This window comes from Archangium lipolyticum, assembly GCF_024623785.1.
In the GTDB taxonomy this organism is placed as follows: domain Bacteria; phylum Myxococcota; class Myxococcia; order Myxococcales; family Myxococcaceae; genus Archangium; species Archangium lipolyticum.
This window is the reverse complement of the sequence record NZ_JANKBZ010000047.1, coordinates 1-18976: the sequence shown is the minus strand read 5'-3', so window position 1 is coordinate 18976 and position 18976 is coordinate 1. Positions and strand designations below refer to the sequence as shown.

Annotated in this window: 15 protein-coding genes; 3 read left to right on the top strand and 12 right to left on the bottom strand. The window is 68.8% G+C overall.

The genetic code is table 11. From position 1 onward, the window contains the following. Window positions 1–9: 9 nt before the first annotated feature. Entirely contained in the window at window positions 10–750 is a 741-nt protein-coding gene (locus tag NR810_RS48440; RefSeq protein ID WP_257462655.1) for a hypothetical protein, read from the top strand. Between the two features lie 12 nt (window positions 751–762). Here NR810_RS48440 and ftsH read toward each other — a convergent pair whose 3' ends face one another. From ftsH to NR810_RS48415, 5 genes are all read right to left on the bottom strand, one after another. After that, a complete protein-coding gene (gene ftsH / locus NR810_RS48435) occupies window positions 763–2598 on the bottom strand; it encodes an ATP-dependent zinc metalloprotease FtsH (RefSeq protein WP_257462653.1) in 1836 nt (611 codons plus the stop codon). Window positions 2599–2752: 154 nt separating this feature from the next. Next, complete coding sequence (locus NR810_RS48430) at window positions 2753–4150, bottom strand: type IV pilus twitching motility protein PilT (protein ID WP_257462652.1); 1398 nt, start codon at window positions 4148–4150, stop codon at window positions 2753–2755. Between the two features lie 154 nt (window positions 4151–4304). Then, window positions 4305–4706 (bottom strand): 30S ribosomal protein S9, encoded by a 402-nt coding sequence (rpsI, locus tag NR810_RS48425; protein ID WP_257462651.1) that lies wholly within the window; start codon window positions 4704–4706, stop codon window positions 4305–4307. 50 nt (window positions 4707–4756) lie between these two features. Next, on the bottom strand, window positions 4757–5203 hold the full coding sequence (gene rplM, locus NR810_RS48420) for a 50S ribosomal protein L13 (RefSeq protein ID WP_204220898.1): 447 nt from the start codon (window positions 5201–5203) through the stop codon (window positions 4757–4759). A gap of 143 nt (window positions 5204–5346) precedes the next feature. Continuing rightward, window positions 5347–7470 (bottom strand): ATP-dependent helicase, encoded by a 2124-nt coding sequence (locus NR810_RS48415; RefSeq protein ID WP_257462649.1) that lies wholly within the window; start codon window positions 7468–7470, stop codon window positions 5347–5349. A gap of 34 nt (window positions 7471–7504) precedes the next feature. Between NR810_RS48415 and NR810_RS48410 the strand changes: the two genes are divergently transcribed. Both NR810_RS48410 and NR810_RS48405 read left to right on the top strand, forming a co-directional pair. Further along, window positions 7505–8125: a hypothetical protein gene (locus NR810_RS48410; protein ID WP_257462648.1), complete on the top strand. Its 621-nt coding sequence runs from the start codon at window positions 7505–7507 to the stop codon at window positions 8123–8125. Continuing rightward, on the top strand, window positions 8119–8613 hold the full coding sequence (locus NR810_RS48405; protein WP_257462647.1) for a caib/baif family protein: 495 nt from the start codon (window positions 8119–8121) through the stop codon (window positions 8611–8613). The genes NR810_RS48410 and NR810_RS48405 overlap by 7 nt, the downstream gene beginning before the upstream one ends. A gap of 21 nt (window positions 8614–8634) precedes the next feature. On the opposite strand, the gene NR810_RS48400 is transcribed toward NR810_RS48405, so the two are convergent. The 7 genes from NR810_RS48400 to NR810_RS48370 all read right to left on the bottom strand — a co-directional run bounded on the left by NR810_RS48400 (window position 8635) and on the right by NR810_RS48370 (window position 18810). Next, window positions 8635–9819 (bottom strand): class I SAM-dependent rRNA methyltransferase, encoded by a 1185-nt coding sequence (locus tag NR810_RS48400; RefSeq protein WP_257462646.1) that lies wholly within the window; start codon window positions 9817–9819, stop codon window positions 8635–8637. Between the two features lie 11 nt (window positions 9820–9830). After that, entirely contained in the window at window positions 9831–11033 is a 1203-nt protein-coding gene (locus tag NR810_RS48395) for a metallopeptidase family protein (RefSeq protein ID WP_306819134.1), read from the bottom strand. A 148-nt stretch (window positions 11034–11181) separates the two neighbouring features. Continuing rightward, window positions 11182–15747 carry a pilus assembly protein gene (locus NR810_RS48390; protein ID WP_257462644.1) on the bottom strand — a complete coding sequence of 1522 codons (4566 nt, stop codon included), beginning with the start codon at window positions 15745–15747 and terminating at the stop codon, window positions 11182–11184. Between the two features lie 11 nt (window positions 15748–15758). After that, a complete protein-coding gene (locus tag NR810_RS48385) occupies window positions 15759–16265 on the bottom strand; it encodes a hypothetical protein (protein WP_257462643.1) in 507 nt (168 codons plus the stop codon). 6 nt (window positions 16266–16271) lie between these two features. Beyond that, window positions 16272–17465, bottom strand: coding sequence for a PilW family protein (locus NR810_RS48380; RefSeq protein ID WP_257462642.1), 1194 nt, complete (start codon window positions 17463–17465; stop codon window positions 16272–16274). 10 nt (window positions 17466–17475) lie between these two features. Beyond that, complete coding sequence (locus tag NR810_RS48375; protein WP_257462641.1) at window positions 17476–18093, bottom strand: type IV pilus modification PilV family protein; 618 nt, start codon at window positions 18091–18093, stop codon at window positions 17476–17478. A 15-nt stretch (window positions 18094–18108) separates the two neighbouring features. Beyond that, complete coding sequence (locus tag NR810_RS48370; protein WP_257462640.1) at window positions 18109–18810, bottom strand: pilus assembly FimT family protein; 702 nt, start codon at window positions 18808–18810, stop codon at window positions 18109–18111. Window positions 18811–18976 lie beyond the last annotated feature (166 nt).

Genomic DNA, 18976 nt, shown 5'->3' with positions numbered 1-18976 from the left:
AGGCGCGGCATGCACCCCCTCATCGCCCGCTACCTCAGCCCCGAAGCCGCCCGCGAGACGCTCCAGAAGGAGAAGAACGGCGAGCCGCTCGAGCCCGAGGAGCGGTTCTTCGTCGAGACCGCCGCCGCCCACCCCGACAAGCGCAATGTGCTGCTGGGCACCACCGGCAAGCGCCACCTCTCCTCGGACGCGGAGGCGGCCGTCGTCTTCCTGGCCGCCTACGCCGCCGCGCGCGCCATCGCCGAGGATCCGGCCCTCTCCGCCGCCACCGCGAAGGCCCGCGAGGCGCTCACCAGCGAGGGCGCCAATTCCGACGAGACGGATGCCTTCATCGCCTCCATCATGTTGGAGGAGGCCTTCGGCTACGAGGAGGAGGTGGAGGCGTTCGATCGCTCGTACGTCCAGGAGGCGCTCGGCGAGGTGCCGGCCCTGGCCGCACTCACCCGCGAGCAGGTGGATGCCCTCATCTACGGCTTCGAGAAGGCGGCCAAGGACGAGGGGGAGCGGAACACCCGCGCCCGCATCGCCCGGGCCCTGGTGAACACCGCCTGGGGCGAGGGCCCCACCCCCATCAACCCCGAGCACATGGAAGCGCTCTACGAGGCCGAGCTCTCCGAGAAGCCCGAGGCCGAGCTGGAGGCCGGCCTGCGCGCCACCGTGGACTTCCTGCAGGTGCTGGCCCGGGAGGGGCTCGTCGGCCCCCAGCGGCTGTCACGCCTCCGGGCCCAGCTCGGGGACGAGGAGGCGTAGCGCCTCCCCACTCTACGCGGCCTCCCTGGACTCGTCCGGGGTCTCCGCCCCCGCCACCAGCGCGGCCAGCTCCTCGCCCGACATCACCTCCCGGGCGAGCAGCTGCGCCGCCCCCGCCCGCAGCAGGTCGATGCGCTCGTTGAGCACCCGCGTCACCCGGGCGTGCTGCGAGTCCAGCAGGCCTCGGATCTCCTGGTCGATGCGCCTCGCCAGCTCCTCGCTGTAGTCGCCACGCGAGCCCCCCACGCTCCCGTCGTACAGCGGCGAGCGGCGCTCCAGGTCGAACGTCACCGGGCCCAGCGAGTCGCTCATCCCGTACCCCTTCACCATGCTCCGGGCGATGTCCGTGGCCTTCAGCAGGTCATCCTGCGCGCCCGTGGAGACCTCTCCGTACACCAGCTCCTCGGCCACCCGGCCCCCGAGCAGCACGGCGATCCGCGCCTCCAGCTCGCCGCGCGTCATCAGGTACCGGTCCTCCGTGGGCAGCTGCAGCGTGTACCCCAGCGCGCCAATCCCCCGGGGGATGATGGAGATCTTCTTCACCGTCTGGCCCGCCGCGAGCAGGACGCTCGCCAACGCATGGCCCATCTCGTGGTGCGCCACGCGCTCGCGCTCCGCCGGCGACAGCACGCGATTGCGCCTCTCCGGGCCGGCCACCACCCGCTCCACCGCCTCCTCCAGCTCCGCGCGCCCCACCTTCTCCTTCTGCCGGCGCACCGCCAGCAGCACCGCCTCGTTGAGGATGTTGGCCAGGTCCGCGCCCACCGCCCCCACCGTCATCGCCGCCACGAACTCCAGGTCCTTCTCGTCCTCCAGCGGCGTCTTGCGCGCGTGCACCTTCAGGATGGCCAGCCGCCCCGCCCGGTCCGGCCGATCCACCAGCACGTGCCGGTCGAAGCGCCCGGCGCGCAGCAGCGCCGGATCCAGGATCTCCGCCCGGTTCGTCGCCGCCATCAGGATGACGCCCACGCGCGGGTCGAACCCGTCCAGTTCCACCAACAACTGGTTGAGCGTCTGCTCTCGCTCCTCGTGCGCGTTGGGCCCCGTGGCCCGCACCTTCCCCAGCGCGTCCAGCTCGTCGATGAAGATGATGCACGGCGCCTTCTGCCGCGCCTGGGCGAACAGATCCCTCACCCGCGCGGCGCCGATGCCCACGAACATCTCCACGAACTCCGAGCCGCTCATGCTGAAGAACGGAACGTTGGCCTCGCCCGCCACCGCCTTCGCCAGCAGCGTCTTGCCCGTGCCCGGCGGGCCCACCAGGAGGATCCCCTTGGGCACCTTGCCCCCCATCCTCGAGAACCGCTCCGGCGAGCGCAGGAACTCGATGACCTCCTGCAACTCCGCCCGGGCCTCGTCCACGCCCGCCACGTCGGAGAAGCGCACGGGAATGGACTTCTCCACGTACACCTTCGCCTTGCTGCGGCCCACCGACATGTAGCCCCCGGGCCCCCCCGCCGAGGTCTTCACCCGCGTCAGCAGGAAGATCAGCCCCAGCGGCAGCAGCAGGAGCCCGAGCCGCAACCACGGGCTGCCCGGCAGCGTCCCCGTCACCTTCACCTTGTGCGCGACCAGCTCGCGCGTCAGGTCCGCGTCCTCCACCCGGACGACGCTGAAGGGCTTGGGCTCACCGCCCTCCGTCTCGGGGGCCAGCGTCCCGGAGATGCGCTCGGGCGAGACGCTCACCTCGCGCACCTTCCCCGCCGCCAGGGCCTCGCGAAAGTCGGTGTACGTGAAGGAGGGGGGCCGCTCCACGTGGTCCATCAGCTGGTAGCCCAGCGCCAGCAGCACCACGAACACCAGCGCCTGCCACCAGGGGTTACGAACCACGGGGGACTCGGGGCTCATCGTCAGGGTCTCCGTCTGGCCTCAGGGCCTCGGACCTGACGAGGAGCAATCCCCATTCCACCCCACGGAGCCCCACGCCTCCCACGGCCCCGGGTCAGGGGCCTGCAAGAGGTGCGGGCCTACAGCATCCCACCGCAAGGATTGCGGCGGAGGGCTAGAAGCGCTCGATCTGGAAGTCGTCGTCGGCCGGAGCGGGCGCCTTGGGCGCGGCGGCGGGCGCGGGAGCCGCGGGACGAGGAGCGGCAACCGTCGGAATCCCCGCGCGCGACGTGGGGGGCACGCCAGCGGCGGGCACTCCCGGGCGGGAGGCGGGGGCGACAGCGGGCACTCCCGGGCGGCCCACGGACGGAGCGGGCACCGCACGGGCCGGAGTCGCCACGGGCGCCGGAGTGGGCTGCTGGTTCTGACCGAAGCTGGCCGAGCCGGGCACGGGCTTGGCGGCGCCATTGGCCTCGAAGTTGTCCCACTTCGAATCCGAGGTGGCACTGATGCCGGAGAAGCGCAGCGCGAAGTCGTCCGGGTTGGTGGCCTGCCGGTGGGCCTCCTCGTAGGTGACGAGCCCCTGCTTCACCAGCGACATCAGCGACTGGTCGAAGGTCTGCATCCCGTACGTGTCGAAGCCCTGGGAGATGGCGTCCGGAATCTCCTTCGTCCGGTCCTTGTCCTCGATGAGCTCCTTCACGCGGGCGGTGCAGCGCAGCACCTCCACCGCGGCCACGCGGCCCTTGCCGTCCGCGCGCGGAATGAGGCGCTGGCTCACCACCGCCTTGAGCACGCTGGCCAGCTGGATGCGCACCTGCTTCTGCTGGTACGGCGGGAAGGCCGAGACGATGCGGTTGATGGTCTCCGTGGCGTCCAGCGTGTGCAGCGTGGACATCACCAGGTGGCCCGTCTCCGCCGCCGCGAGCGCCGTTTCGATCGTCTCGTGGTCACGCATTTCGCCCACGAGGATGACGTCCGGGTCCTGCCGCAGCGCGCTCTTGAGCGCCTGGGCGAACGACATCGTGTCCACGCCCACCTCGCGCTGGTTCACGATGGAGCGCTTGTCCCGGATGAGGAACTCGATCGGATCCTCGATCGTCATGATGTGGTTCGTCTCGGTGGCGTTGATGTGATCGATCATCGCCGCGAGCGTGGTGGACTTACCCGAGCCCGTGGTGCCGGTAACGAGCACCAGGCCGCGTTCATCCAGGCAGATCTTCTCCAGGATGGGCGGCAGCAGCAGCTCCTTGATGGTCATCACCTTGAAGGGGATGACACGCAGCACCGCGCCCACGGTACCGCGCTGCTGGAAGACGTTGACGCGGAAGCGGCCCAGCCCGGGGACGCCGTAGGCCAGGTCCACCTCGTTGCTCTGCTTGAACTTTTCCTTCTGGAACTCGTTCATGATGCCGAAGGCCATGCGCGCCACCTCCTCGGGAGGCAGACGCTTGCCGTCCTTCAGCGGAACCAGCGAGCCGTCGACACGGAACATCGGCGGCAGACCCGCCTTCAGGTGGATGTCGGAGGCACCGCCGCGGAGCGCAATCTGGAGGATCTCGTTGAGTTCCATGGATGGTCGGGATGGTAGCACGCCAAACCAGACCGGAGAGGCCCCCCCCAGGGACGAGGTCGACCGCCTGCCCAGGCCCGCAAAGCACGACGGCGGAGGCTCCCGAAGGAACCCCCGCCGCGGTGGTACTCCCAGCGAAACCGTGAAGGACGGCTTAGCGCTTGGAGAACTGGAACCGGCGACGCGCGCCCGGCTGGCCGTACTTCTTGCGCTCGACGGCGCGGGCATCACGCGTGAGGAAGCCGGCCTTCTTCAGCGCGGGGCGGAACTCCGGGTTGTAGTTGCAGAGGGCCCGGGACAGACCGTGGCGGATGGCGCCGGCCTGGCCGCTCAGACCACCGCCGCGCACGTTGACCTCGATGTCGATCTTGCCCTTCTGCTCCAGCACGTCCAGCGGCTGGTTCAGGATCATCTTGGACGTCTCGCGGCCGAAGTACACGTTGATGTCGCGGCCGTTGATCATCACAACACCAGTGCCCGGGCGGATCCACACGCGCGCGGTGGCCTCCTTGCGGCGGCCGGTGCCATAGAAACCCTTCTCGGTGGCGGTAGCCATGTCGTCTCTTCTCTAAAAAAGGTGCGGAAAGTGGGAAGGGAAAGGAGCGCTTACGCCTCGACCTCGCGCGCCACCGGCTTCTGGGCGGCGTGCGGGTGCTGGTCACCGGCGTACACCTTGAGCTTGGTCATCATCTGACGGCCCAGGGCGTTGCGCGGCAGCATCCGGCGAACGGCGTTGATGATGATGTCCTCGGGGTGCCGCTGGCGCAGCTTGGCCAGGTTGGTGATCTTCAGCGCACCCGGGAAACCGGCACGCGGGTGCCGGTAGTACATCTTGTCCTGCTCCTTCGTGCCCGTCACGACCACCTTCTCGGCGTTGATGACGATCACGTGGTCACCCGTGTCGATGGACGGGGTGTACATCGCCTTGTGCTTGCCCTTGAGAAGGGTGGCGATCTGGCTGGCGGCGCGGCCGAGCACCTTGCCGTTCACGTCGATGACGTGCCAATCGCGCTTGATGTCCGCCGGCTTCGCGCTGTAGGTCCTCTGCGACATTGTTTGAACTCCAAAAACGTGGTTGGCGCCCGAAGCGCCTGTAGCCAAAGCAACCACGGGTCCACCCTGAGAACTTCCAGGCTGGCCCGGAAAGGCCGACCGTCTTAGAGGGGGGCGGGAGGCAAGTCAAGGTCGCACTGCGTTCACCGTGTCCCACCTGCCGTTCCCGTGGGAGAGGGAGCCGCTCCCGCCGCGCCGGGGATGGGCGCCCCGGCCGGGGGGGCTGGCGCCTTCCCGCCCGCTCCCTGGGCCTTGAAGCGCTCCTTGAGGTTGGCGAAGAAGTTCTTCTCCTGATCCGAGGGGGGGCCCTTCCGGGGGGCGTCCAGGTCCTCCAGCTCGACCAGCTCGGGGGGGATGTCCTCCAGGAAACGCGAGGGGGTGCGCGGCACCTCCTTCCCCCGCTTCACCCGCATGGCGGCCCGCGTCAGGTAGAGCAGCTCCTTGGCCCGGGTGATGCCCACGTAGCAGAGCCGGCGCTCCTCCTCGAGGTTCTGCGCCTCGCCCTGCATGCCCTTGTGGGGCATCAGCTCCTCCTCCATGCCGATGAAGAAGACCGCCTTGTATTCCAGGCCCTTGGAGGCATGGACGGTCATCAGGGTGACGGCCTTCTGGCCACCGGGGACCTCCTCCTCTTCCTGGCGGGTGTCGAGGCTGAGCCGGTTCAGGTAGGTGAGGAGGCTGGCCTTGGGGCCCTCGCGCTTCTCGAAGGCCTCCAGGGAGTTGATGACCTGGTCGATGGACTTGAGCTTCCGGTCCGCGCTGGCCTGCGAGGTCGTCAGCGAGCGCGCGTCGTCCTTGTAGCCGATCTCCTCCAGGAGCTTGCGCGTCACCGCCGCCAGCTGGCCCTGCTCGTACGACTGCCGGTAGCGCTCCACCAGTTGGAGGAACTCCTTCACCTTCTCGGCCGCGCCCTTGGGCAGGTCCTCGTAGCCCTCGGCGCGCTCCATGGCGCCCCAGAGCGACACGCTGTCGCGCCGCGCGTGCGCCACCAGCCGCTCCATGGTGACGTCGCCGATGCCTCGCGCCGGCACGTTGATGATGCGCAACAGCGCCGTCTCGTCCCGCGGGTTGGCGATCAGCTTGAAGTAGGCGATGACGTCCTTCACCTCGCGCCGGTCGAAGAACTCGCTGCCCGACACCACCTCGTAGCGGATGCCCTTCTCGCGCAGCATCTCCTCGATGGGCCGGGCCTGGCCGTTGACCCGGTACAGGATGGCGATCTCATCCGCCGGAATCCCTCCGGCCATCAGCTTGGAGATCTCCTGGGCCACGTACCGGGCCTCTTCCTCCTCGGTGGGCGCCGTCACCACCTTGATGCGCGTCCCGCCCTTGCGATCGGACCACATCCGCTTGGCCTTGCGCTCGGGGTTCTTGGCGATCACCGCGTTGGCCGCGTCCAGCACCACCTGGGTGGAGCGGTAGTTCTGCTCCAGCCGCACCTCCTTCGCCCCGGAGAAGTACTTGTCGAAGCTCAGGATGTTGCGCACCTCGGCGCCGCGCCAGCTGTAGATGCACTGGTCGTCGTCGCCCACCACGCACACGTTGCGCGTCTCCCCGCTGGCCAGCAGCTGCAGCAGATCCAACTGGGCCTGGTTGGTGTCCTGGAACTCGTCCACCAGGATGTAGCGGAAGCGCTGGGTGTACTTCTGCTTGAGATCCGCGTGCTCGCGCAGCAGCCGCGACGGGAGGATCAGCAGATCATCGAAGTCCACCGAGCCCTGCGCCTTGAGCGCGAGCTGGTAGGACTCGTAGACCATGTGCGCGATGATGTCGTAGTCGTCCCCCTGCCCTTCCCCGAGCGGCTCGGGCGTCTTGCCCGCGTTCTTCGCCTTGGAGATGAGGTTGAGCACCTTGCGCGGGTCGAAGGCCCGGTCGTCGATGCGCCTGTCCCGCATGGCCCGCTTGATGATGGCCACCTGATCGCCCTGGTCGGCGATGGAGAACTTCTTGGGCCAGCCCAGCCGGTAGATGTCCTCGCGGAGCATCTCCGCGCCGAAGGCATGGAAGGTGCAGACCAGCACGTTCTGCGCCCGGGGTCCGGCCATGTGGACCAGGCGCTCCTTCATCTCCGTGGCGGCCTTGTTGGTGAACGTCACCGCCAGGATGTTGCGGGACAGGATGCCACCCGGCCGCTTGTCGAGCAGGTGGACGATACGGTTGGTGATGACTCGCGTCTTCCCGCTACCGGCGCCTGCCAGCACCAGGAGGGGGCCCTCGGTGGTGAGCACGGCTTCGCGCTGCGGGGCGTTGAGCTTCGAGAGGTCCATTGCGCGCGGCCCGGGGATACCCTTTGATCTCCCCGTGCGCGACTATTCTTTTCCACGGCGGCTCCTTCTCCTCGCACTCCTCGCGGGCACCGCCTGCACCGGTGGTGGAAAGACGACACCGGGGGGCCCGGAGACGGCCTCCGCTGACGCCCCGAAGACCTTTCCTTGCGTCCACTTCGAGGATCTGCGCCCCTTCCTCCCCGAGGCCCTGGAGGGCCTCACCCGCACCCAGGACGGGGGCTCCACCGGCCGCTACGGCGACGTGTCCGTCAGCGAGGCCGAGCGCAGCTTCACTCGTGGTGAGGAGCGGGAGGTGAAGGTGCGCATCGTGGACACCACCCTGGGGGAGAAACTGGGGCAGGCCATCCGCTCCGCGGCCGAGGAGGGCCGCTCCCGCGCGCCGAATGATCCCACCGCCCCCATCTTCTGGAAGGACAAGGAGGCGGTGGGCTTCGTACGCTACGACGAGACGAATGGGCTGGCCGAGGCCAGCCTGCTGGTGGGCAACCGCTACGTGGTGGCGGTGAGCAGCCGCGGTTTCCCGGGCACCGTGGAGGTGCGCCGGGTGGCGCGTGGTATCGACCTCGAGGGGCTGGCGAGATTGAGCCAGCCGCCCGGCGGCCCGGACCGCCAGGGAAAGGAGCATCCGTGGTGAAGGATAGAGGGACGCGGGCCAACGCACCGGACGTGCTCGCGCAGGAGGCGGCGGCGCGCCAGGAAGTGAGCTCGATGGGCAAGCGCGAGTTCCTCGATCAGTACCAGAGGCTGGCCAAGCTCTATACGGCGGACCCGGGCAACCCCGGCTCCTACGCCTGCGAGGGCTGCGAGCGGTGCGCCAACTGCATGTTCTGCCGCGACTGCGACAGCTGCTACCAGTGCACGCACTGCACCCGGTGCGAGCTGTGCAACAACTGCTCGCACTGCGTGGACTGCAAGCAGTGCCACCAGTGCGCCTACTGCGTGCAGAGCGAGAACTGCACCGGCAGCGCCTACCTGGTGCTGTGCCGCAACATGTCCGACAGCAACTACTGCTTCGGCAGCGTGGGGCTCTCCAAGAAGGACTTCCACATCCTCAACGTCCCCTTCCCCCGCACCGAGTACTTCAAGCAGGTGAAGCGGCTGCGCGAGGAGCTCGGCATCTGAGGATGCCGGGCCCCCCGGGGACTACAGCACGCGGACGAAGAAGGCCTTGAGGTACTCGGTCTCCGGCAGGCCGCCGAGGATCGGGTGGTCCAACCCCGCGCCCCGGCGCTCCAGGATCTGCACCGGCCGCTTCGCATCCGCGGCGGCCGACAGCACCATCTCCTCGAAGGCCTCGCGCGACAGCTTGCCGGAGCACGAGCAGGTGACGAGCAGGCCCTCGGGGCGCAGGCACTTGAGGGCACGCAGGTTGAGCTCGTGGTAGGCGCGCAGGGCGGTGGACAGGCCCTCGCGCCGCTTGGCCAGGCCCGGCGGATCCACCACCACCGTGTCGAAGCGGCGGCTGGACTCGGAGAAGCGGCGCAGCACGTCGAAGGCGTTGGCGTTCTCCACCGAGACGTTGGTGCGCCCGTTGCGCGCGGCGTTCGCGCGGATGCGCTCGGAGGCCTTCGGATCCTGCTCCACCGCCAGCACCGAGTCACACGTGCGGCTGAGCGCCAGCGCGAAGCCCCCGTGGTAGCTGAACAGGTCCAACGCGTCGCCCCGGGCCAGCTCGCCCGCGCGCACGTGGTTGTCCACCTGGTCCAGGAAGGCGCCCGTCTTCATGTCGCCCAGCAGGTCCACCTCGAAGAGGTTCTCCCCCTCGTGGTAGGTGAAGCGGGCCTCGCCCTGCCCGTGCAGCAGCCGCACCTCGCGCGTCAGGCTCTCGAAGTCGCGGCCGGAGGCATCGTCGCGGCACACCACGTGCGTGGCGCCGGTGAGCTCGGCCAGCGTGCGCGCCACCCACTCCTTGCGCACGTCCATGCCCTCGGAGAGCGTCTGCAGCGTGAGGCCCGCGCCATAGCGGTCCACGAAGAGGCCGGGCAGCAGATCCGCCTCGCCGTGCACCAGACGCACGCCATCGCGCTGACGCAGCGGCGCGCGCCGGGCGAGCGACAGCTCCAGGCGGTGGCGCAGCAGGGCCTCGTCCACCTTCTCCTCGGCGGGCCCCTTGCGCGTGAGCAGCCGCAGCGCCAGCGGTGAGCGCTGCGCGTAGAAGGCCTGGCCCACGGGGTTGCCCTGCGGGTCCACCACCGACACCACGGCGCCACGCTCCTGCGTCTGGGGTGGCTCCAGCAACTCGGTGCGGTACAGCCAGGGGTGGCCCCGGCGCAGGGCCTTGGCCCCCTTGAGACTCACTCGGGCGGTGGGCTGGGAAGTACGGGTCATGAACTCTTGTGTCACTCCAGGCCGCGGGCGGCCAGTTCCTGGTCGTCCTCGCCCCGCAGGTGCCCCACCTCGTGGAGCAGCGTCACCTTGATCTGCTCCCGCAGCTCCTCCCGGGAGCGCACCGCGCGGGCGAGGTTGAGGCGGTAGAGGGCCACCGAGCGGCAGGGCGTCTCCGAGCCGTCACAAGGCTCGCTCAGCGGCGGGCCCCGGAAGAGGCCGAGGATGGCGGGAGACAGGGGCGGCTCGCCGGAGAGCAGATCCTCGCTCGCGGGCAGCTCCTCGGCGCGCACCGGCACCCCGGTGAGATCCCTCCGCATGTCCTCGGGCAGGGCCGCCACCGCGCGGGCCACGTCCTCCCGGAACTCGGCCTCGGTGGGCATGGGCGGCACCGGGAAGTCCCGAGGCGAGAGGGCATGCGCCTTGTCGAAGTGCGCCTGGGCCTGCTTCCACTTGCCCTCGCGCTCCATCAACAGGCCCAGGTGGTAGTGCGCGTGCGCGCCGCGCTCCGGATCGTTCAGCAGGCCGGTGAAGGCCGTCCTGGCCTCGGCGAAGCGGCACAGCTCGAAGAGGGCCAGGGCCTTCTCGTAGGCGGCCTCGGGGTTGTTGGGCTCGCGCGCCAGGACGAGCGAGGCCCGCTGGAGCGCCTCGGAGGCCTGCCCCAGGTCGTTCATCGCCATGGCGGCCACCAGGGCGAAGCGGGGCAACATCTCCGGGGACACGTCGGGCTGGGAGAGGCCGCGCTCGGCGTAGAGGGCCCCCAGCTCGTCGTACTCGCGGCTGGAGGGCAGCTGCACGGCGTAGAGGTGCGCCGCGCCAAGCAGTGCGTCCGGGTGCTCGGGGTCGATGGCCAGCGCCCGGGCATAGGCCACCTGCGCTTCCGTCGTGCGGCCGAGGGCGGCCAGCGCCTCGCCGCGCGCGGAATGGGCGGAGGCCGAGTCGGGCTCCAGGGCCGAGGCCTGGGCGGCGCAGGAGAGGGCCTCCGGGTACTTGCCCGCGTCGAGGTAGTCCAACGCGGCGTCGAGCGGATTGGAACCGCCCGGTTTGCAGGGGGTGAGCGGCTCGGGCACGGGCACGGCGGCGGGCACGGGCGCGGCGGCGGGCGCCAGGACGGCCACGGCGCCGGCGTCGGGCACGGCCGGTGCGGACGGCGGAGAGGTCCTCTGGCAGGCACCGAGGATCAGGAGACAGAGGGCGAACGGACCGCGCCGGGACATGGGGAGCGAAGGCTACGGCATCGCCCGGACCACGGGAAGATGTCAGGTGCCTGCTCGCCCGGTCTTGCATTCCGACCAACAACACGGGCAGGGCCCGCCATCGCCGCGTGGCGAGGACGGGCCCCCGGGGTACGCCCCGGTGCCTCCGTCACATGTCCGAGGCGGCGCACGCATCCGGGCCGCCGTTCATCCGGTCGTGCCGGCAGGTGTGCAGGGTGCGCGGCACGGGCAGCTCGTAGATGTACTGCAGCACGTCCGTGTCGGAGGAGACCTGCGTCTCGGTGGCCTGCGACTTGCCGGGCTCGACGAAGAGGGTGCTGTACTTCACCTGACCCGTCTTCGACACCTGGATGGCCGTGGCCGGCTCGGGCGGAGGCGCCAGCACCGAGCGCGTCTGGTAGCGCGCGTACCCGTCCTTGCCGAGGAAGCCCGCGGCGCAGTTGGGGGCACCGGTGATGAAGTCCGCCTGATGCAGGCGGGCCAGGTTGTTGTTGGAGCCCGCGCAGGCCGTGGTGGTGGTGGTGGTGGTGGGCGCCGGGTACATGGCATTCCACATGGAGCAGCTCGCCAGCACCGCCGCGCCGCCGGCCGTCTTGTGGGACAGCGCCTCGTACTCGTAGAACCAGCCGTAGTCTTCCTCGCCCGCCAGCAGCTTCTGACCGGGGCACACCTTGCCGGCCGCGCACTCGCACGTCCCGGTGGTGTCGCACTGGACGTTCGTCACGTCGACGAGGTTGCCAGTCCCGGTGCCGCCGGTATCGGTCAGCCGCCGCCCATCGTAGTCCTTGGCCATGTTCTTCGAGGTGGGCGTCGCCCCCACGCTCTCGTCGAACATGCGCTCCACTTTGCCGCCATAGGCCCAGATTCCGTAGAAGCGGTTCTTGCCGAGCGAGCTGGGAGTGGCGGAGGCGCTCAGGTCCAGGTCGTTCATGTTCAGCGTGTTGCCCGGGTCACGCACGCGGCAGTCGAAGACCCCCGCCGCGTTCTGACCGCACTCCACCTTCGTCCGGGCGAACTCGTAGTTGACCGTTCCACCGCCGCTGGGCCTGGGGCATGTGTTCGCGTTGCGGGACTCGAACTCGGCGGTGAGGTAGTCCAGGTCTCCGGCCGTGCTGCAGAAGTTGGAGGCGGGGGTCGCCGCGCTGGAGAAGGGCGTGAAGCGGCCCTGCGAGTAGAGCCGATCCACCCACTCGTTGCTCATCCGCTGGTAGTCCGTGCCATTGCGCGTCAGCTTGTAGGTGGCCTGTGTCTGGCCGCACCCCAGCTTGGAGCACGCCTGCGGGTTGTCGAAGCGGCAGGTGCCCGCGCCGGTCTCGAGCAGCGAGTAGCGGTTGCCCGAGCCCACGAAGGCGCGCAGGGCCTGGTTCTCCGGCTGCACCGCCAGCGAGGACAGGTAGTAGATGGGCGAGCGGTTGCGGATGCTCCGCGCGTCGGAGGCGGCCACACCGTCCCGGTCCATCGAGAAGGAACGCGCGCCACTCCAATTGCCGATGAGTTTCGTGGAGGTGTCGAGCACGCCCGGCTGGAAGAAGCGCAGCGTCCAGAGCTGGCCGCCCAGGTCTCCCACCACGGCGGTGTCGAAGAAGCCGTCGAAGCGCGGCTTGTCGTTGGCGCCGTAGTCCGCCATGGCCGCCGGCGCCACGAAGCCGTACGTCATGTACTTCCGGGGCTCGTCCGTGTTGCCGGAGGCGGACTCGGAGAACTCCCACTTCCACAGCAGGTTGTCGTTGCGGCCGTTCACGGTGCCGTTCCACACGTCCACCATGTACATGCCGCGGCCCTTCTCGCCGCCGGGAGACCAACCTCCCGACAGCATCGCCACCCAGCGCTCGGTGCTCGCCGGGCCCTCCTCACCGTGCCGCTTCTGCCCCTGGGTGGAGGCGCTCAACAGCACGGGGCCGATGGGCGGCGCCTTGGGGCTGAGGCTGAAGAGCGTCTTGCCGAAGCGCAGCGACTCGTCCGTGCAAGGCTGCGGGAACATCCAGCGGAAGCCGGGCTGCGTCTTCGCGGTGGTCGTCGCGTTGCCGCTCGTGTTCCACAGCACCTCCAGGGCGAAGTAGTGCGTGCCGCCGCGGCCCTCGGCCACCACGGCCACCGTGTGGTACTCGTCCCAGGACTTGCGGCCATCGCCGTTGTCGTCCGCCCAGATGTCGCGGACCATGATGTCGCCGTCGACGAAGTAGGAGTGGCCCTGCAGCATCTCCTGCAGCCGCGGCAGCATGTCCGCCGGGATGAAGGCCCACCGCTCCAGACCGCCCCCGGCCGCGGTGCTCGGGTAGCTCACGTTGCACGTCGCGTTGTCCTCCAGGCCCTGTCCGTCACTGAAGGCGTGCAGCATGCCGTCGTTGGCGCCCACCAGGATGAGCCGCTCGCGCTTGCGGTTGATGAACTGGTAGGCCTCGTAGGCATCCCGCTGCAGGGGCGTGGCGATGCTGCAGGAGGTGGGCAGATCGCCGCGCGAGTCCATCGGCGTCGACTCCACGCCCATCTTCTGCTTGGTGGCGTAGAGGGTACGCACGCACTGGGTGGAGACCCCGAGGTCGCACAGGAACTTGTCCGCTGGCGGGTCCACCACCATGGGCGAGGAGTGGAAGATGTCGCCCAGCACGGACGGCCGCGTGTCGTCGCGCTTGCTGTTGCCGTTCTCGTCGAACAGGTCCTGGCCGCGCACGTACTGGACGAGCAGCGCCGCGCACAGCAGATCATACGAGTCCTGGGTCGTCAGGGTGCTCGGCAGCCCCCTGAGGCCCGCGGCGACCATGAGCGGCACGGCCTTCAGGGCCAGGTCCGTGTACGCGGGCATCTGCATCCGGCTCAGGATGAGGCCCGGCTTGTAGGTGGTGCCCAGACCGCTGGGGCACAGCGGATCCCCACTCACGGCCAGGTACTGGCGGAGATGGGTGATGTTGTCGAGCTTGAAGGCGACGAGCCCGTCCTTCTGCGTCAGCAGCCCGTCCTTCAGCCCGCCACCGCTCGCCGAGCCGTTGTCCGTCACCGTCCAGATGTTGCGGCTGGCATGACCGAGCGCCTCGAGCTTGTCGCTCGCCTCCCAGTAGGGCTCGGCGGGAGCGCCGAAGACGGGCGCGCCGTTGGGCCCGCCGTTCTCGGACAGCAGCTTGCGGTACTCGCTCGAGGAGTCCTCCGAGACGATGCTCCCCTGCTTGTCGACGAGGAAGATGTCGCTGCGGTCGCCGTCGCCGTTCTTGTCCTGGTCCTCGACGAACTCGTTGAACTGCTCGTAGCGGTACAGCTTGCCGGCCCAGGTGTTGTCCTTGGCGGGCATCATGCGCGGGACGATGGCCGTCAGCGCCGCGTCCTGCGTCTGCAGGGTGCTGACGGCCGCCGTGGAGAAGGCGGTGTTGCGCGCGTTGATGTCGTCCAGGATGGTGAGCATCACGCGCTTGAGCTCGCTGGTGCTGCGGGCCGCGAAGAACTTGCCGCCACCCAGCCGCGCCGTCTCCTGCAGCAGCTTGCTGTCCGTCACGTCCTCGGAGAAGCCGATGGTGTACGTGGCCACGCGCTGATCGCCCGACATGTCGGTGCGCAGATCCTTGTTCCACAGGAACTTGGCCACCTTGTGCAGCTGGCTGTCCGAGCAGCCATCGCACGGCACGTTCTCGCTGGTGATGGCGGAGGGGATCTTGACCACCTTCTGCTCGTCATAGGGCTCGCCGTCCGTCAGCAGGATGACGGCGTTGAAGCCGCACTCGAAGCAGACGCCATCCGCCGCGCTGAAGTTGGAGCTCGTCGGGTGACCGCCGCCCAGATAGGAGGTGAAGGGCGTGGGGGAGCTCTTGGACTGGAAGAGGTAGCCCGCCGCGTAGAGCGCATCCGCGAGCGGGGTGTTGCAGTCATCCCAGTCCAGGCCGTTGTTGTTGTTGGTGTTGACGTTGGTGAGGTCGTTGAGCACCGAGTTGCGGTTGTTCTCCACCGAGCTGTTGTCCAGCGGGTAGGACTTGGCGCACGTCGGGCCCATGGGTTGCTGGATGCAGAGACACTGGGCGTTGGTGCCCGACTTCTTGCCCCAGCACGTCTTGGCCGCGCGGGTCTGGAAGCCCATCACGCCGAAGCGCACCTCGCGCAGGTCGTGGATGACGTCGGCCATCACCTTCACGGCGCCCGAGTCACGCGGCGCGTAGAAGTTGAGGAAGTTGCCCTTCACCCGCCGCGTGCTGCCGTCGTGGAGGTAGTAGCCCTGCGTCTCGAGGCAGGTCTGGCAGGTGTTCTGGTCCTTGGCGCCGATGTTGTTGATGGACTTGCACGCGTCGGCCGCGGTCCCCCAGGTGGAGGTGTTCTGCGGGGCGTTGCCGAAGATGACGCCGTACCCCTTCGTGGGCGCCTCGTAGTACTTGGAGTTGGCGAACCAGTTGTCGGACTGGCTGCTGATGCCCGTCCACATCCGGTCGTATTGGGTGTCCTTGTTGTAGCCCAGGCCGTTGAGGAAGGAGTCCGAGCAGCCCCGCGGCGGGTTGGCGGGCCAGTCCTTGGGCCAGGCATGCATCGACGAGGAGGTGTCGATGATGAAGAGGATGTTGGGAGGCCCACCCGGGCGCGAGAAGAACTTCTCGTCGCCGCCCCGGGCCGGGTTCATCAACGCGTCCAGACGGGACGTCGTCGGCATGCAGCAGGCCGCCTGATCGATGGCGGCCGCCGTGTCCGCCCGCAACAACACCACCAGGAGGGCAACGAAGCTGAGCGTCAGCTTGCGGAACATGGCGCCTATCCTCACAGACCGTACCGGAAGAGGAACTCGACCTCGGACTCACGGCCCGAGGTCTCCTTGCACTTGACGACCACGCGGTAGTACTGGCCGCCCATGAAACCGCCCGTGGCGGGAACGGTATTGGCGATGTCGCGCACCTGGCGGCCGGACGCGCCCATCAGCACCGGATCCACGCCCACCACCGTGGCCTGCGCGGTGTCCGTCTTCGAGTTGACGTAGTGGCCGGTCATGATGCGCGTGCGCGCGTTCGGATCCGGATCATCGATGAGCTTCGTATCGAGGATCTGCAGCTCGCTGGTCGCGCGGAACAGCTTCAGGCGCGAGAGCAGGTGACGGCGTGCCGCGTCCGCGCAGGCCCCGACGCGATCACCCTTCAGCTTCTCCGACGAGGCCTCGCGGTTGTAGTTGGTGAACTGGATGGCCCCCCCCACCAGCAGCAGCAGCACCGCCATGGCGATGACGGTCAGCATGAGGGCATTGCCGCGCGGCGCCCTCTTCTTGAGGTGCATGGTGGATCAGCCTCCCCACACGTTGAGACCGGAGGATTCGTCACCCACCGGTGGATTGAAGGTCGAGCGCGACAGCATGTTGGGAACGCGCACCGTCGTGGTCATGTTGGTCCGGTAGTAGCCGTCCGCCGGCCCCGCCTCACCCGAGTCCTCCAGCTCCACGCGCTCGAAGGCGCGGCGCCCATTGGGCTCGGGGCTCGTCGAGCGGATGCCGATGCTCAAGCGCACGGCGCGGATGTTGGCGGGGTGCCGGTTGTAGCGGGCCGGATCCTCGTAGGGCAGCTTGAAGAGGGGCACCGGCGCGGTGTCCGGATCCGGGACGCGGTCCGCGTCCGCGCTGCCGATGTCCCCCAGCACCCAGTTGGACACCGGCGAGCTGAAGTCCACGGGCTGCGCCCCCGCGTTGGGACTGCCCGGAGCCGGCCGGTTCATCACGTAGGCCACCTGGAAGGACTCCACGTCCGCGGCCAGCGGCACCGCGCTGGACATGTCCAGCTCGTCCAGTCCCTGGAAGGCCATCAGGAACGGGCGGCCGTCCAGATCCACGATGCGGATGCGCAGCTCGTGGATAAGCATCAGGTAGGGGGAGTTGTTCCCCGCCCGGGTCAGACACGGGGCGTCGATGGGCACCGTCGACAAGGCCTCGTCCAGGATGAAGTTGGAGGCCGTGTTGCCCTCTCCCGACACCCCCGACTCGCCAGCCCTCATCACCACGTAGTCCTTGCCCCCCACGCACGACACGAGCAGCCGCTGGCCCTTGCTGAAGCTCATGCCGAACGTGCTCTTGGTGTCCTCCAGCACGACGGTGGTGCCCGCCAGGTGTCCCCGGCGCATCCACGCCGCGTCCCGGTAGCGGAAGGCCAGGTCATCCGTCACGGAGTTGGGGACGGAGCCGCCGAACGCCAGGACGTGGTTGGACTTGGCGCCCGAGGGGAGCGCGTCCCCATTGAAGTCGAAGGCGAAGCGCGGCTCCACGCCGTAACCCGCCATGCGCAGCCGCTGCTCGATGAAGCCCGTCGCCGTGCGCAACCCCTCCACCGCCACCTTGACGCGCGACTCCCGCTGGAAGGCCCCCTGCACTCCCACGAAGGCGGCGGCCACGGCCGCGAGGATGATCGTCGTCGTGGCCGCGCCCACCAGCAGCTCGACGAGCGTGAAGCCGCGCGGTGCGTGGGCCAGGGGGGATTTGGAATGGGCCATTGTTGACAGCTCAGATCTCGACGTTGGTCTCGTTCCCGAAGGGACCGGAGTCGTAGAAGCTCACGTACTGCCGGACGTAGCGGCGCTGAGCCATCTCCATCCACGACACCACGATGATGACCTGGTGGATGGGCACGCCCGTGACCTCGTCCGGCTTCTCGATCATCGCCAGCACGCGCCGGTAGCGGTCGAAGTCCGCTTCCGCGTAGCCGGGCAGCAGCCGGTTGGCGCTCGTGGCCGAGCGCTCGTAGGCGTCCAGGTCGAAGATGCAGTGGACGGACCAGACCTCGCCGGTGGCGGGCTTCAGCTTCTCCAGGCCTCCCGTGAGCGCGGCGACCTCCGAGCTGGGAGCGCAGGCCGCGCCGGTCAGCAGGCCAGCGTGCCCCGGGACGCCGATCACCCGATCCCTGCCCAGCGTGTCCAGCGCTCCGCGCACCTGCGAGGCGATGCCCGAGGCGCGCGTCGCATGGTTGGCGCTCGAGTTCTGCCGGCTGGCCACGATGAGACCCTGGAACACCCCCATCAACCCGATGAGCAGCACCACCGAGGCGGTCATCCCCTCGATGAGGGACACACCACGCTGGGAGGCACGGATGCTGCGGACACGGCGGCGGGAAGTGGAGTCCACGGTGGTTTCTCCGTTCTAGGTCTTGTCCGGTGAGAAGGTGGCCATGTAGCCAGAGGGGCCCGAGATGGCGAACAGGTACTGGGCCTGCCCCTCCACGCTGCTGAAGGTGAGCGACTGGTTGGGGGTGGTGATCCACCGGCCAGATCCGTCCACGAAGCGCGCGGCTCCATCCGGGAAGAAACCGATGGCACCGCTCGGGCTGTCGGTGTCCGCGCAGAAGCTGCACGTCCGCACTGGCAGCCCCGAGAAGGGCGCGCCGAACAGGTCCGTGCGCCCGGGCGTCAGCGCCCCGAAGCGCACCTTCTTGCTGTAGTCTTCCAGGTAGTGGATCGCCGACACGGTGCCGGTGTTGCCCTTCACGTCCACCTTGAACGGCAGCGAGAAGAGCCGGTACGCATTGCTCGTGAAGGTGCTGTTGCGATCCTCCACCACCATGAACGCGCCCTTGCCCGCGTTCAACGTCCCCCGTCCACCCTTCGGATAGAAGACGACCCACACCGGGTAGCCCGTCGACGAGGCCCTCGTGCGCGCCGTGCTCAACACGCCCTGCAGATCGAACGCGGCGTTCTGCAGCGCCCCACGCCGGCCCACCGACTCGTAGGTCACCATGGCCAGCACGGACAGCACGCCGATGATGGCCACCACGACCAGCACCTCGACGAGGGTGAAGCCACCCCGGCGCCGCTCCCTCTTCGCTGGATTTGCAAGGTAGCTCATTCCGCCGTCTCTCTACGGAAGAACACGGTACTCCGGTTTACAAGAAAAGCAAACTATTCCCAGCCCATCAAAAGAGCGAAATCCGACACACCCTGTGGAGAATGGACCCCAATGTCCGGACCTGGGCCCGGGAATGGGAAAATCACAAAAAATTCCGAGCCCGTCG